Origin of the sequence: Nocardioides flavescens, from assembly GCF_009823805.1 — a bacterium.
GTDB lineage: Bacteria > Actinomycetota > Actinomycetes > Propionibacteriales > Nocardioidaceae > Nocardioides > Nocardioides flavescens.
Genome location: NZ_WUEK01000001.1, coordinates 484,101 through 497,007, shown reverse-complemented (window position 1 = coordinate 497,007; position 12,907 = coordinate 484,101). Strand labels below are relative to the sequence as shown.

The 12,907-nt window shown below is 73.0% G+C and carries 18 protein-coding genes; 12 read left to right on the top strand and 6 right to left on the bottom strand.

Annotated elements, in window-relative coordinates:
- A complete protein-coding gene (locus tag GRQ65_RS02440; protein WP_160874751.1) occupies nt 1–267 on the top strand; it encodes a hypothetical protein in 267 nt (88 codons plus the stop codon).
- A gap of 4 nt (nt 268–271) precedes the next feature.
- On the opposite strand, the gene GRQ65_RS23725 is transcribed toward GRQ65_RS02440, so the two are convergent.
- Both GRQ65_RS23725 and GRQ65_RS02430 read right to left on the bottom strand, forming a co-directional pair.
- Nucleotides 272–1,324 (bottom strand): phosphatase domain-containing protein, encoded by a 1,053-nt coding sequence (locus GRQ65_RS23725; protein WP_160874749.1) that lies wholly within the window; start codon nt 1,322–1,324, stop codon nt 272–274.
- 19 nt (nt 1,325–1,343) lie between these two features.
- Nucleotides 1,344–1,517 (bottom strand): hypothetical protein, encoded by a 174-nt coding sequence (locus GRQ65_RS02430; protein WP_160874747.1) that lies wholly within the window; start codon nt 1,515–1,517, stop codon nt 1,344–1,346.
- A gap of 134 nt (nt 1,518–1,651) precedes the next feature.
- Here GRQ65_RS02430 and GRQ65_RS02425 point away from each other — a divergent pair, with 134 nt between their 5' ends.
- From GRQ65_RS02425 to GRQ65_RS02410, 4 genes are all read left to right on the top strand, one after another.
- Nucleotides 1,652–1,984: a metalloregulator ArsR/SmtB family transcription factor gene (locus GRQ65_RS02425; protein WP_160874745.1), complete on the top strand. Its 333-nt coding sequence runs from the start codon at nt 1,652–1,654 to the stop codon at nt 1,982–1,984.
- Nucleotides 1,985–2,024: 40 nt separating this feature from the next.
- Nucleotides 2,025–2,441, top strand: a complete 417-nt coding sequence (locus GRQ65_RS02420) for an HIT domain-containing protein (RefSeq protein WP_160874743.1) — start codon at nt 2,025–2,027, stop codon at nt 2,439–2,441.
- 17 nt (nt 2,442–2,458) lie between these two features.
- Entirely contained in the window at nt 2,459–3,223 is a 765-nt protein-coding gene (locus GRQ65_RS02415) for an SDR family NAD(P)-dependent oxidoreductase (RefSeq protein ID WP_160874741.1), read from the top strand.
- Between the two features lie 95 nt (nt 3,224–3,318).
- Entirely contained in the window at nt 3,319–4,344 is a 1,026-nt protein-coding gene (locus GRQ65_RS02410) for a DUF3048 domain-containing protein (RefSeq protein ID WP_160874739.1), read from the top strand.
- On the opposite strand, the gene GRQ65_RS02405 is transcribed toward GRQ65_RS02410, so the two are convergent.
- Complete coding sequence (locus GRQ65_RS02405) at nt 4,345–5,031, bottom strand: TetR/AcrR family transcriptional regulator (RefSeq protein WP_160874737.1); 687 nt, start codon at nt 5,029–5,031, stop codon at nt 4,345–4,347.
- Between the two features lie 158 nt (nt 5,032–5,189).
- Here GRQ65_RS02405 and GRQ65_RS02400 point away from each other — a divergent pair, with 158 nt between their 5' ends.
- The 4 genes from GRQ65_RS02400 (at nt 5,190) to GRQ65_RS02385 (ending at nt 8,602) form a co-directional block, all read left to right on the top strand.
- Nucleotides 5,190–5,720, top strand: a complete 531-nt coding sequence (locus GRQ65_RS02400; protein ID WP_160874735.1) for a hypothetical protein — start codon at nt 5,190–5,192, stop codon at nt 5,718–5,720.
- A 65-nt stretch (nt 5,721–5,785) separates the two neighbouring features.
- Nucleotides 5,786–6,352 (top strand): YqgE/AlgH family protein, encoded by a 567-nt coding sequence (locus GRQ65_RS02395; RefSeq protein ID WP_160874733.1) that lies wholly within the window; start codon nt 5,786–5,788, stop codon nt 6,350–6,352.
- Between the two features lie 157 nt (nt 6,353–6,509).
- Nucleotides 6,510–6,788 carry a DUF3039 domain-containing protein gene (locus GRQ65_RS02390; protein WP_439331840.1) on the top strand — a complete coding sequence of 93 codons (279 nt, stop codon included), beginning with the start codon at nt 6,510–6,512 and terminating at the stop codon, nt 6,786–6,788.
- Nucleotides 6,789–6,904: 116 nt separating this feature from the next.
- Entirely contained in the window at nt 6,905–8,602 is a 1,698-nt protein-coding gene (locus tag GRQ65_RS02385; RefSeq protein WP_237447637.1) for a DEAD/DEAH box helicase, read from the top strand.
- Between the two features lie 7 nt (nt 8,603–8,609).
- Here the strand turns inward: GRQ65_RS02385 and GRQ65_RS02380 are convergent, their stop codons facing one another.
- Entirely contained in the window at nt 8,610–9,080 is a 471-nt protein-coding gene (locus tag GRQ65_RS02380) for a winged helix-turn-helix transcriptional regulator (protein WP_337191435.1), read from the bottom strand.
- Between the two features lie 54 nt (nt 9,081–9,134).
- On the opposite strand from GRQ65_RS02380, the gene GRQ65_RS02375 reads away from it, so the two are divergent.
- Nucleotides 9,135–9,587: a hotdog fold thioesterase gene (locus GRQ65_RS02375; protein ID WP_202387042.1), complete on the top strand. Its 453-nt coding sequence runs from the start codon at nt 9,135–9,137 to the stop codon at nt 9,585–9,587.
- On the opposite strand, the gene GRQ65_RS02370 is transcribed toward GRQ65_RS02375, so the two are convergent.
- Nucleotides 9,580–10,053 (bottom strand): Lrp/AsnC family transcriptional regulator, encoded by a 474-nt coding sequence (locus GRQ65_RS02370; protein ID WP_160874729.1) that lies wholly within the window; start codon nt 10,051–10,053, stop codon nt 9,580–9,582. The genes GRQ65_RS02375 and GRQ65_RS02370 overlap by 8 nt on opposite strands.
- Before the next feature lie 82 nt (nt 10,054–10,135).
- Here GRQ65_RS02370 and hppD point away from each other — a divergent pair, with 82 nt between their 5' ends.
- Together hppD and GRQ65_RS23720 are read left to right on the top strand one after the other, a co-directional pair.
- Nucleotides 10,136–11,359 (top strand): 4-hydroxyphenylpyruvate dioxygenase, encoded by a 1,224-nt coding sequence (gene hppD, locus GRQ65_RS02365; protein WP_160874727.1) that lies wholly within the window; start codon nt 10,136–10,138, stop codon nt 11,357–11,359.
- A 19-nt stretch (nt 11,360–11,378) separates the two neighbouring features.
- Nucleotides 11,379–12,203: an RDD family protein gene (locus tag GRQ65_RS23720; protein WP_160874725.1), complete on the top strand. Its 825-nt coding sequence runs from the start codon at nt 11,379–11,381 to the stop codon at nt 12,201–12,203.
- Nucleotides 12,204–12,226: 23 nt separating this feature from the next.
- Here GRQ65_RS23720 and GRQ65_RS02355 read toward each other — a convergent pair whose 3' ends face one another.
- On the bottom strand, nt 12,227–12,892 hold the full coding sequence (locus GRQ65_RS02355) for a slipin family protein (protein ID WP_160874723.1): 666 nt from the start codon (nt 12,890–12,892) through the stop codon (nt 12,227–12,229).
- Nucleotides 12,893–12,907 lie beyond the last annotated feature (15 nt).

Sequence of the window (12,907 nt, the reverse complement as noted above, 5' to 3'; positions counted from 1 at the left end):
ATGAGCAAGGAAGCAGCCCTGCGGGCGATGCGCGAGGCGAAGTTCAACGCCCGTGCGGCCGCCGGGGCGAAGGCCCCGACCCGGACCACCGCGCGCCCACCCGTCGCCCCCGAGCCAGCCACGAAACCGGCTGCCGGCAAGGCCCCGAAGAAGGCCGCGCCCGCGCCGGAGGCCGAGGGCGACGCGTTGTGCGGCCACACGTCGATGAACGGGCGCACCTGCACCCGCGAGAAGGGGCACGCGGCCAAGTCGCACCGCTACAGCTGAGCGGCTACGCCGGCGTCCCGTGGGGCAGCAGCCCGATCGACGCCGCGTGGCGGCGTACGGCGGCACTGTCGGCGGCCAGGACGAAGGGCACCTGCGGGTGGGGCCACCGGTCGCTGACCGTCTCCACCCGCCCGTCGCCGGGGTCGAGGCGCACCTCGCGGATGTAGACCGCGAGGACGCGGTCGGGGTGCTCGGCGACCACGTCGGCGTAGATCTGCGGGTCGTGCTCGCCGGAGTCGCCGATGAGCACGAACGGCAGCTGCGGGTGGGTGGCGAGCACCTCGCGGATGCGGCCGTGCTTCTGCTCGCGCCCGGCCCGGGTCCCGAGCAGGTCGCGCAGCAGCACCGGCCCGGCCGGGAAGCCCCGGTGGCGCAGGAACGCCACGAGGAACGCGTGCAGGTTCCACGGGCTCGAGGAGACGTAGAAGACCGGGTTGGTCTCGGCGCCGTCGCGGCCCGCGGCGAGGTCGCGGTAGAGCTCGGCAGCACCGGGGAACGCCGTCCGCGTGAGCGCCGAGCCCGTCAGAGTGCGTCGCAGCATCGCCCCGAGCCGCTGCACCCCGGTCTCGATGACCGTGTCGTCGACGTCGGAGAGCACGCCGAAGCGAGCCCCCGGTCCCGGCACCCGCACCCGCACCGGGGTGGTGTGGGGCGCCGTGACGCCGCGGTAAGGGCGGTCGAGCTCGAGGACGCCCTCGGTCCACGGGGAGGTGAGCCCTGCGGCGGGCAGATGGCAGAAGACGTAGCCGTCGCCGTCGCTCACCGTCGAGACCTCGGCGTCGCCCACGCGCACCCGCAGTCGTACGCCGGGCAGCTCGTCGGTCACGAAGTGGCGCAGCGTGCGGCGCAGCGCGGCCACCGGGCCCTCACCCTCGACGGCCTCGGTGGGCAGCGGGTCGTCGACCACCCGGGCGCGCACGACCACGGTCTCCGCGCCGCCGTGGGCGACGTAGGCCTCGATCCGGAAGTCCGCCGGCGGCCGGTCGCGGGTGCGACGCAGCCGCGCGGCGTCGCACAGGCGCTCGAGGCCGACGGTCCACCGGCCTGCTGACGACACGGGTGCGACCGTACGCGCGTCAGGTGGCGTAGCGCAGCACGGTCAGGACGACGAGCACCACCGCGATCGCGGCGAAGAGCCCGAGCACCGCCAGCAGTGCCGGGGTCTGGCGGCGGGGCCCGCTGTGCAGCGGGCGCCGGGCGGTCGGCTCGCTCCGCTCCTCGTCGGGGACCTGGTCGTCGGCTGAGGTCATGGGCCCCGGTAGCCCCAGGGTGTGCTCTCACACGGGTCCGCAGCGAGCTGTGATGTGTCAGGATCGGCGCCATCCGGCCTCGGAACGGCGACGAACACGGGGAAGAACGCGGGGGAAGCGAGAAGGAGGGCACGGTGGCCGTACCGCTGTACCAGGCGAAGGCCGAGCTTTTCCGGACGCTCGGGCACCCGGCTCGGATCCGGATCCTGGAGCTGCTCTGCGAGCGACCCCACGCCGTGCACGAGCTCAAGGACGAGGTCGTCATCGAGGCCAGCAACCTCTCCCAGCAGCTCAGCGTGCTCCGTCGCGCCCAGATGGTCGTCTCCGAGCGCCGCGAGGGCGAGGTCGTCTACTCCATCTCCGCCCCCGAGGTGCGCGACCTGCTCCTCGCCGGGCGGCGCATCCTCGCGCTGCTGGGGCCCGACAAGGTCGACCTCGACTGGAAGCCCTCCCAGCGGCGCCCCTGAAGAGGTCCGAGCCGAGATCCGCGCTGAGTAGGTTCGAGGGGTGCGCGACCCCGACTGCGTCTTCTGCTCGATCATCGCGGGCGAGCTGCCCGCCGACCTCGTCGTCGAGACCGAGGATCTCGTCGGGTTCCTCGACCAGCGGCCGGTCTTCAAGGGCCACGTGCTGCTCGTGCCCCGTCAGCACGTCGTGACGCTGCCCGACCTGCCCGCGGCCCTGCGCGACCCGTTCCTGGCGACCGCGCAGCGGCTCGCGACCGCGGTCGTCGACGCCCTCGGCGCCCAGGGCAGCTTCGTCGCGATCAACAACGTGGTCAGCCAGTCGGTGCCCCACCTGCACCTGCACGTCGTTCCGCGCACCAAGGGCGACGGCCTGCGCGGGTTCTTCTGGCCGCGCACGAAGTACGACGACGGCGAGCGCGCGGCGTACGCCGCCCGGCTGCGCGAGGCGCTCGGCTGAGGCTTATCGTGCCCTCCATGGGTCGTTACGACGGACGCGTCGCAGTCATCACGGGCGCTGCCCGTGGCATCGGTCTCGGCATCGCCACCCGGCTCGCGGAGGAGGGCGCCTCGATCGCGGTCATCGACCTCGACGAGTCGGCCGCCGCGGAGTCCGCGGGTCGGCTGCCGCTGCAGGGTGAGGCGAAGGCGGTCGGCATCGGCGCGGACGTCAGCGACACCGACTCCGGCGAGGCCGCCGTCACCCGTGCGGTCGAGGAGCTCGGCGGCATCCACGTGCTGGTCAACAACGCCGGCATCACCCGCGACAACCTGCTGTTCAAGATGACCGACGCCGACTGGGACTCCGTGATGGGGGTCCACCTGCGCGGCGCGTTCGTGATGACCCGGGCCGCCCAGAAGCACTTCGTGGCCCAGAAGTACGGCAAGATCCTCAACCTCTCGAGCACCTCCGCGCTCGGCAACCGCGGCCAGGCCAACTACTCGGCCGCCAAGATGGGCGTGCAGGGCCTGACCCGCACCCTCGGCCTCGAGCTCGGCCCCTACGGCGTCAACGTCAACGCGGTCGCCCCCGGCTTCATCGCCACCGAGATGACCGACGCCACCGCGGCTCGCCTCAAGATGGACGTCGACGAGTTCCGCCGCCTCAGCGCCGAGGCCAACCCGGTCAAGCGCGTCGGCCAGCCCGAGGACATCGCGGCCGCCGTGGCGTTCCTGTGCAGCGACGAGGCGTCGTACATCACCGGCCAGACGCTGTACGTCGACGGCGGCGGCAAGCTCTGACCCGCTCGCACCTCCCGGGCGCGCCTCCCGGCGCACCGGGACCCCCGGTCGCACAATCGAAGTCGACCGGATCGCTACAGATCGGAGCCGCACCCGTGCGCCGACACACCCGGGCCGCCACGGCCGCCACGCTCGCCCTCGCCTGCTCCCTCGCGCTGGCGGCGTGCGGCGGCGGTGACGACTCCGACGACGAGTTGGGTCCCGACGCCCAGGCGGTCGCGGCGGGCGCCCGGCTCGCCTCGACCTGGCCGCTGACCGGTCTGCCGGTCACCGGCAAGCAGGAGGCCGCTCAGACGCACCCGGTGATGGTGCTGAAGATGGACAACACCTACGCCAGCTCGCCCCAGATGGGGCTGGGCGAGGCGGACATGGTGGTCGAGGAGCTCGTCGAGGGCGGGATGACCCGGCTCGCGGTCTTCTACTACTCCCAGGTCCCCGGCGACGTCGGGCCGGTGCGCTCGATGCGCGCCAGCGACATCGGCATCGTCTCGCCCGTCGACGCCGACGTCGTGACCTCGGGTGCCGCCCAGGTGACGCTCAACCGGATCGGCAACGCCGGCATCACCTACTTCACCGAGGGCGACAAGGGCTTCTACCGCGACTCGAGCCGCAGCGCGCCGTACAACCTGTTCACCGACATGGCCCAGACCGCGTCGCTGGCCAAGACCGACGAGGCCGCCCGCCCGGCCGACTACCTGCCGTGGGGCGACGACGCCGCGCTCGCCACTGCGAAGCCGGCGTCGACCATCTCGGCGAGCTTCTCCGGGGGCCACACCACGAACTGGACCTTCGCCGACGGCCGCTACACCAACGAGAACACCTACGCCGCCCAGGGCGACGAGTTCCCGGCCGACTCGGTGCTGGTGCTGCGGGTCAAGGTCGGCGACGCCGGCTACACCGACCCGGCGGGCAACCCTGTGCCGGAGACGAAGTTCACCGGCAAGGGCCAGGCGCTGCTGTTCCACGACGGCAAGGTGCTGCGGGGTCAGTGGACCAAGAACTCTCTCGAGGGCGCCCTGCAGCTCACCGGCGAGGGTGGGGAGACCATGACCGTCCCGGCCGGCCACACCTGGATCGAGCTCGTGCCGGCCACCGGCGGGTCGGTGCGGTTCCAGAAGTAGTCAGTCGTCCTCGGCGAGCCAGGGCGGCACGACCTCGGCGTCGGCCATCGCCTGGAAGCCGCTGATGATGAAACCGATCGCGGCCTCGACGCGCCAGGCGGCGACGTCGGGCTCGGCGGCCGTGGCCACCGAGGCGCCGGCGGCGGACATGGCGCCGAAGAAGATCCGCGCAAAGGTGTGCAGCATCTCCTCGTCGAGGTCCCACTCGCCGACGCCGGCCACCGCGCGCACGATCTCGACGACCGTGCCGAACGTCGAGCGCTCCTCCTGCTCGCGGTAGCGCTCGTAGCCGAGGACGGCGGGACCGTCCTGGATCACGATGCGGCGGTAGCGCGGCTCCTGCACGACCTCCAGGAACTGCCGCAGCCCCGCCTGCGCCTTCTCCCACGGGTCCTTGCGGCCCTTGAGCGCCTGGCTGATGGACCGCGTGGCGTCCTGCTCGACCCGCTCGAAGACGGCCTCGAACAGCGCGGCCTTGCCGTTGAAGTGGTGGTAGAGCGCGCCCTTGGTCACCTCGGCGCCGGCGACGACCGCGTCGAGCGAGGTGGCGGCGTACCCGTGCTCGGTGAAGAGCCCCTCGGCCACGTCGAGCAGCGTGCGCTTGGTGGAGGCGGAGAACTGCTGACGGCGCCCGGCGCCCGGCACGGCCGGCACCTTGGGCACCAGGCGGGAGACCGAGCGGGGCATGGCCCGAGCCTATTGCCCACGTCACACCAGTCACAGCGGTGGCCAGCATCACCCGTTGAAAACTGGCATACCGCGAGTACGCCACCGTACCGTGGGTACGTACTCAGAGTATGCGAGTGCCGGTTCCCGCCGGATCCACCCATGAGAGGACCAGCCCCGTGACCTGGACGACCTACCACCGCCGAGGCGACGTGCTCCGCGCCGTCATCGAGACCGCCGACCGTCGACGCGACGGCGTGCTGCCGACCGACGTGCCCGGCGTGAGCGAGACCTTCGCCGACGCCGACGAGCTGCTCGGTGCGCTGCAGCTGAAGTGGCACACCCGGCTGGCCGGTCGCATCGAGCGCGAGCAGCTGAGCCAGCCGATGGACCTGCGCGGCGCGGTCGTGCGGGCCTGGCGGGCCACCGCCGACGAGCTGCCCGGCATCCGGGCCGTCATCGACGCCCACCGGGCCGAGCCCGGCTCGGAGCGCACGGCGCTGATCATGCGCAAGTCCACCGCCAAGGAGCAGGCGCTCCTGGCCGTCTCCGCCGGCCTCGCCAGCGCCCAGGACCGGCGCGCCGCCGCCGTCGGTGAGCGCATCGAGGAGGAGGCCCGCGCTGGCTGGCGTCCGGCCCCCTTCGCTCCCCGGGGGTCGAGCGAGAGCACCTCGTTGCTGCGCCGGCTGCGGGCGGCCCTGGCCGCCTGAGTCCTGGCCGCCTGAGGTCGCCACGACCTCTCCCACGCGCTCGGGCCGTGGGGGAGGATGGACCCATGAGCGAGCAGGGCGAGCTGCGCGCCGGTCAGCTGCTGGTCGCGACCCCGCTGCTGCGCGACCCCAACTTCGTCGACGCCGTCGTGCTGCTCCTCGACGCGGACCGCGACGGGGCGCTCGGGGTCGTGCTGAACCGGCCCTCCGGCGTACCCGTCGTCTCGGTGCTGGAGCCGTGGAGCGAGGTGGCCTCCGAGCCCGAGGTGCTGTTCCGCGGCGGTCCGGTCTCGCCCGAGGGCGCGCTGGCCGTCGGCCTGCTGCGCGACGCCGACGACGTCCCGGTCGGGTTCCGCGCGGTCGAGGGGCGGCTCGGCCTGGTCGACCTCGACACCCCCGTCGAGCTCCTCGACGGGAGCCTCAGCGACCTGCGGGTCTTCGCCGGGTACGCCGGGTGGGGCGCCGGTCAGCTCGAGGACGAGGTCGACGAGGGCAGCTGGTACGTCGTGCCCGGGGAGCCGGTCGACGTCTTCCGGCCCGAGGTCGAGGAGCTGCGTCGCGACGTCCTGCGCCGCCAGCCCGGCGAGCTGGCCTGGGTCTCGACCCGCCCGGTGGATCCCGAGCTGAACTGACATCTGCAGCCGAGTGGTTTCGAGACAGGACTTCGTCCTTCCTCAACCACCGGGACTCGACCGGCGGGACTCGACCACCGCTGGTTGAGGAGGCGCGCCAGCGCCGTCTCGAAACCACCGTCGGGAGCAGGGCCGCGCGGGCCGTAGACTGGCGCGAGTGAGCATCGGATTCGGGACAGGCACCGCCACCGAGATCCGCCACGAGGAGCGGGTCGTCCCCACCGACGAGGGAGACCACGAGCGGTTCTCGCACTTCGTCGACAAGGACAAGCTCACCGAGGCGATGGTGATGGGCACCCCGGTGGTCGCCCTGTGCGGCAAGGTGTGGGTGCCGAGCCGGGCGCCGGAGAAGTTCCCCGTGTGCCCGGAGTGCAAGGAAGTGTGGGAGTCGCTCAACGACGACTCCGGCAAGGGCGACTCGGGCTCCGACGCGTGAGCCGCGGCGACGACGCCGCGTCCGCCCCCGAGCTGGCCCACGGCCTCGGGCCGGCGTGGCCCGAGCGTGCGGCGTGGGGCACGGCCACCCCGCTGCGCGCGTGGCAGTCCGCGGCGATGACGCGCTACTTCGACACCCAGCCGCGCGACTTCCTCGCCGTGGCGACGCCGGGTGCCGGCAAGACGACGTTCGCCCTCTCGGTGGCCGCCGAGCTGCTCGCCCGCCGCCAGATCGAGCGGGTCACGATCGTGGCGCCGACCGAGCACCTCAAGATGCAGTGGGCCGAGGCCGCCGGGCGCGCCGGCATCCCCATCGACCCGACGTACGCCGCGGGGCAGGGCAAAGCCGCCAAGGACTACCTCGGCATCGCCGTGACCTACGCCGGCGTGGGGGTGAACCCCAACGCCCTGCGGGTGCGCACCGAGCGGTTCAAGACCCTGGTCATCCTCGACGAGATCCACCACGCGGGTGACGCGCTGACCTGGGGTGAGGGGGTGCGCGAGGCGTTCGAGCCGGCGCGGCGCCGGCTGGCGCTCACCGGCACGCCGTTCCGCTCCGACGTCAACCCGATCCCGTTCGTGACCTACGCGCCCGGTGGCGACGGGGTGCCGCGCTCGGTCGCGGACTACACCTACGGCTACGCCGACGCGCTCGCCGACCGCGTCGTGCGGCCGGTGATGTTCATGGCCTACTCCGGCGAGATGCAGTGGCGCACCCGCGCCGGCGACGAGATCGCCGCGCGGCTCGGCGAGCCGCTCACCAAGGACCTCACCGCCCAGGCGCTGCGCACCGCGCTCGACCCGCAGGGCTCGTGGATCCCGTCGGTGCTGTCTGCGGCTGACAAGCGGCTCTCGGAGGTGCGGCGGCACGTGCCGGACGCCGGCGGGCTGGTGATCTGCTCCGACCAGGAGTCGGCGCGCGCCTACGCCAAGACGCTGAAGGCGGTGTCGGGGGAGAGCCCCGTGGTCGTGCTGTCGGACGAGAAGGGGTCGTCGAAGAAGATCGCCGACTTCTCCTCGAGCGACGCGCGCTGGATGGTCGCGGTCCGCATGGTCTCCGAGGGGGTCGACGTGCCGCGGCTCGCTGTGGGCGTCTACGCGACGACGATCTCGACGCCGCTGTTCTTCGCCCAGGCCGTCGGGCGCTTCGTGCGCGCCCGGGCCCGCGGTGAGTCGGCGTCGGTCTTCCTGCCGTCGGTGCCGGCGCTGCTCGGCTTCGCCGCCGAGCTGGAGATGACCCGCGACCACGTGCTGGGTCGCAAGGTCACCGACGAGGGGGACCTGTTCTCCCCGGAGGACGCCCTGGTCGCGCAGGCCAACGCCGGCGACAAGGCCTCTGACGAGCTCGCGATGGGGACCTTCGAGGCGATGGGCTCCGAGGCCCACTTCGACCGGGTGCTCTTCGACGGCGCGGAGTTCGGCCACGAGGGCGAGGTGCACGTCGGCTCCGAGGAGGAGATGGACTTCCTCGGCATCCCCGGCCTGCTCGAGCCCGACCAGATGCGCCAGCTGCTCGCCCAGCGCCAGAGCGACCGTCGTACGACGCGCGCCGCGGCGGCGGCCGCACCGGCGAAGCCCGCCGACAAGCCGGACGTGCCCGAGCTCGCGACCCACGAGCAGCTCGCCATCCTTCGCCGCGAGCTCAACGGGCTCGTCGGCGCCTGGCACCACCGCACCCAGCAGCCGCACGGCGTCATCCACGCCGCCCTGCGCAAGGAGTGCGGCGGCCCGGCCGCGGCGGTCGCGGGAGCCGACGCGCTGCGCAAGCGGATCGACACGATCCGCGAGTGGGCCGCGACCCGCAAGACCTCCTGAGCCGACGTCAGCGCACCGCGATCGCGCCCGGTCCCGGCGCCGGCACGACCTCGCGCGGGTCGTCGAGGCGGTGTCCGGCCCCGCACTCGAGCGCGACGTGGACGGGCTCGCCGCAGTCGCGGTGCCGCATCTCGACGGCCGGGCCCTCGGGGTCGGCGACGTACCTCGCGCCCCACTCGGCGAGCGCGGTGAGCACGGGGTAGAGGTCGAGACCCTTGGCGGTGGGGCGGTACTCGTGGCGCTCGCGACCGCCCTCGGGGCGGTAGGGCACCCGCCGCAGGATGCCCTCGTCGACGAGCATCGCCAGCCGGTTGCTGAGCACCTGGCGGGGCACGCCGCTGTGGCGCTGCATGTCGTCGAAGCGCCGCACGCCGTTGAACACCTCGCGCAGCACGACGACCGTCGACCGCTCGCCGAGGATCGCCATGGTGCGCGCGACCTGACAGTTGTCGGTGGAGAAGTCGAGGGCGGAGGTCACCGGCTCATCCTAGGTCTGTTTGACAGACTCAGCCACCCCGGCGATGCTGGGTCCGTGACACAGACCCAGGGTGTGGACCCCTCGACCATGACCGGCATGGAGCAGCTGATGGCGATGGTCGACGGCCGGCTGCCGGCGGCCCCGATCTCGGAGACGGTCGGCCTGGTCGACTTCGGCGGCGAGGAGGGCGCGATCCACGTCTCGCTCGACCCCGAGCACCGGCACTACAACCCGCTCGGCACGGTCCACGGCGGCGTGCTCGCGACGATGCTCGACACCGTGGCCGGGTGCTCGGTCCACTCCACCCTGGCGGTGGGCGAGGGCTACACCAGCCTCGACCTGACCGTGAAGTTCCTGCGCGCCGTCACCGTCGACTCCGGCCGCATCACCGCCACGGGTCGGGTGCTCCAGCGCGGTCGACGTACGGCGCTCGCCGAGGCGCAGGTGCACGACGCGGCCGGTCGCCTCGTCGCCCACGCGACCTCGAGCTGCATGATCTTCAGCTGACCCCGGTCGCCGAGGTGAGCGGCAGCACGCGGTAGGGCACCTGGGTCGCGAGCGCGATCACGGTCGAGCACCGCACGATCGCCGGCTCGGAGAGCACTGCGTCGATGACACGCTGCAGGTCGGTGTTGGACGCCGCCACGACGCGCACCAGCAGGTCGCCCGCGCCGGTGGTCGTGTGGGCCTCGAGCACCTCGGGGATGGCGGCGAGGTGGGCGCCGACGCCCTCGTGGCCGCCGCTGTCGCCGCCCTGGCGGATCTCCAGGGTCAGGAACGCCGTCACCGGGTAGCCGAGCGCGGCGGGGGAGAGGTCGGGCCCCCAGCCCGTGACGACCCCCCGACTCTCGAGCCGGTCGAGCCGGGCCTGCACGGTGCCGCGGGCGACGCCGAGGCGGCGCGACGCCTCGAGCACCCCCACCCGCGGCTCGGCGGCGAACAGAGCGATCACCCTGCGGTCGAGGTCGTCCATGCGCGCGGACTCTAGTGGACAGATTGTCCAACGTGCCGGGGAGCAGTTGAGCAGGTTGCCGGACCTGCTCCAGAGTCGGTCCATGACGACGCCCTCCACCCTGCAGTCGACCCAGCACTCGACGCTGACCGCGCTCACCGACGAGGAGCAGCAGGCCGGGCTCACGCTCGAGCAGCTTCGCCAGCTCGTCGGGCTGGTGGAGTACGACGCCAGCGCCGACCCGTTCCCCGTCGTCGCCCAGGACGCCGTCTGCTTCGTGGTCGGCAACGCGACCCAGGCCGCGGCCTACTACCAGCTCGTGTGGGGGATGGAGCTCGAGGCCTACCGCGGCCCGGAGACCGGCCACCGCGCCGAGAAGTCGTTCGTGCTGCGCAGCGGCAGCGGGCGGTTCGTGCTCACCGGGGGCGTCGCGCCCGACAGTGCCGTGCTCGACCACCACCGCCGGCACGGCGACGGCGTCGTCGACCTGGCCATCGAGGTGGTCGAGGTCGACCGCTGCGTCGAGCACGCCCGCGCCACCGGCGCGACGGTCCTGGTCGAGCCCCACGACGAGAGCGACGAGCACGGCACGGTGCGCCTGGCCGCCATCGCGACGTACGGCGAGACGCGCCACACGCTCGTCGACCGCAGCCGCTACGCCGGTCCCTACCTGCCCGGCTACGTCGCCCGCCGCTCCCAGGTGCGCGCGGAGCGGGTCTTCGAGGCCGTCGACCACTGCGTCGGCAACGTCGAGCTCGGCCGGATGGACGAGTGGGTGCGGTTCTACAACGAGGTGCTGGGCTTCACGAACATGGCGGAGTTCGTCGGCGACGACATCGCCACCGACTACTCCGCCCTGATGAGCAAGGTCGTCGCCAGCGGCAACCACCGGGTGAAGTTCCCGCTCAACGAGCCCGCCATAGCCCAGAAGCGCTCGCAGATCGACGAGTACCTCGAGTTCTACGACGGCGCCGGCTGCCAGCACGTCGCCCTCGCCACGACCGACATCCTGCGCAGCGTCGACCTGCTGAGCGAGCGCGGCGTGGAGTTCCTCTCGACGCCCGACTCCTACTACGACGACCCCGAGCTGCGGGCCCGGATCGGCGAGGTGCGGGTGCCGATCGAGGAGCTCAAGTCGCGCGGCATCCTCGTCGACCGCGACGAGGACGGCTACCTCCTGCAGATCTTCACCCAGCCCGTCGGCGACCGCCCGACCGTCTTCTACGAGCTGATCGAGCGGCACGGGTCGCTGGGCTTCGGCAAGGGCAACTTCAAGGCGCTCTTCGAGGCCATCGAGCGAGAGCAGGAGCGCCGCGGCAACTTCTGAGACCCCCTACGCTCGGGGCGTGAGCACGCAGCCCGGCTGGCACCCCGACCCCGCACCTCAGCAGCCCGGGCAGCCGCCCCAGCTGCGCTGGTGGGACGGCACCCGCTGGACCGAGCACACCGCGCCGGCCCAGCAACCGGCCCAGCAATCGGCCCAGCAGCAGGACCAGCAGCCGGCGGTCGAGCCCACCCAGCCGCCGGCGTACGGCGGGAGCTACGGCGCGGCGTACGGCTCCCCGGCGTACGGCGGCACCCCGACCCACGGCACCCCGGCGTACGGCGCCCCCGCGGGCCCGGCGACGACGCCCGACGGCGTGCCCCTGGCGGGGTGGTGGCAGCGCGTCGGCGCCTACGTCATCGACGCGGTGCTGCTCGGCGTGGTGAGCACGCTGCTCACGCTGCCGTGGTGGCGTGAGGTGGTCGACGTCTACCGCGACTGGTTCGACGACGTCGTGCGTGCGGCGGAGGCGGGTCGGGAGTCGACCGTCGACGCCGGGTCGCTGCAGCGCCAGATCGCCGGACCCCTGGCGATCATCACCGCGATCAGCCTGGCGGTGTCGTTCCTCTACCAGGTCGGCTTCCTGATGTGGCGCCAGGCGACGCCGGGCAAGCTCGCCCTCGGCCTGCGGGTGCGGCTGCGCGAGCGGCCGGGGCGGATGGGGTTCGGCACGGTGGCGCTGCGCTGGCTCGCGCAGTTCGGCGTCGGGATCGTCAACCTCGTGCCGCTCGTCGGCACCCTGGTCGGGCTCTACTCGATCCTGGACCTGCTGTGGCCGCTGTGGGACTCCAAGAAGCAGGCCATCCACGACAAGGTCGCGAAGACCAACGTGGTGCGGACCCGCTGAGGGATCCGCACCACGCGCACGGCCTAGAGGCCGAGCTCGAGGGTCGCGCCCGGGGGCAGTGCCTCGACGAGGCGCTGCCGCGCGAGGGCCGGGTGGTCCTCGAGCAGCTTGGCGCCGTTGGCCAGCGACCGGAGCGCCGCGGTCTCGGCGCGTGCGGCCTCGAGACGCGCCTGGCCGCGGGTGCGGGCGGTCGCGCGCTCGGCGAAGGCCATCCGCAGCTCGTGCGGCAGCACGACGTCCTTGACCGCCGCGGCCTCGACCGCGATCCCGACGCCAGCACCGGCCGCCCGGGCCGCGTCGAGCAGTGCGGCCCCGGCCAGTCGACGCGCGTCGCTCACGAGCGCGTCGAGCTCCACGGCGACGAGGGCGTCGCGCAGCGCGAGCTGGACGGCGAGGTAGACCTCGGCGAACGGGTCGGACGACGTCTCGACGTAGGCCCGCGGGTCGGCGACGCGCCAGCGCACGGCGGCGGTGACCCGCACGGCGACACCGTCGGCGGTGAGGACCTCCTGGGTGCCGATGGTGTCGAGGCGGGTGCGGGCGTCGGTGGGGACGAGGACGGCGCGGGCCGGCACCCGGTGACGACCGGGCTCGAGGACGCGGGTGAAGGCGCCGTCGACGTACACGACGGCACGCTCGTGGCTGGCGACGGTGACGGTGTCGGTGAACAGGGTGCTGAACAGGCTCATGGTGGTCCTCCTCCC

What these genes read in the sequence shown, in the direction of transcription:
- GRQ65_RS02440 (WP_160874751.1), top strand. Translation starts at nt 1, where the DNA reads ATGAGCAAGGAAGCAGCCCTGCGGGCGATGCGCGAGGCGAAGTTCAAC.
- GRQ65_RS02430 (WP_160874747.1), bottom strand. Translation starts at nt 1,517, where the DNA reads ATGACCTCAGCCGACGACCAGGTCCCCGACGAGGAGCGGAGCGAGCCG.
- GRQ65_RS02415 (WP_160874741.1), top strand. Translation starts at nt 2,459, where the DNA reads ATGGGTCGTTACGACGGACGCGTCGCAGTCATCACGGGCGCTGCCCGT.
- GRQ65_RS02405 (WP_160874737.1), bottom strand. Translation starts at nt 5,031, where the DNA reads ATGCCCCGCTCGGTCTCCCGCCTGGTGCCCAAGGTGCCGGCCGTGCCG.
- GRQ65_RS02395 (WP_160874733.1), top strand. Translation starts at nt 5,786, where the DNA reads ATGAGCGAGCAGGGCGAGCTGCGCGCCGGTCAGCTGCTGGTCGCGACC.
- GRQ65_RS02385 (WP_237447637.1), top strand. Translation starts at nt 6,905, where the DNA reads ATGACGCGCTACTTCGACACCCAGCCGCGCGACTTCCTCGCCGTGGCG.
- GRQ65_RS02370 (WP_160874729.1), bottom strand. Translation starts at nt 10,053, where the DNA reads ATGGACGACCTCGACCGCAGGGTGATCGCTCTGTTCGCCGCCGAGCCG.
- hppD (WP_160874727.1), top strand. Translation starts at nt 10,136, where the DNA reads ATGACGACGCCCTCCACCCTGCAGTCGACCCAGCACTCGACGCTGACC.
- GRQ65_RS02355 (WP_160874723.1), bottom strand. Translation starts at nt 12,892, where the DNA reads ATGAGCCTGTTCAGCACCCTGTTCACCGACACCGTCACCGTCGCCAGC.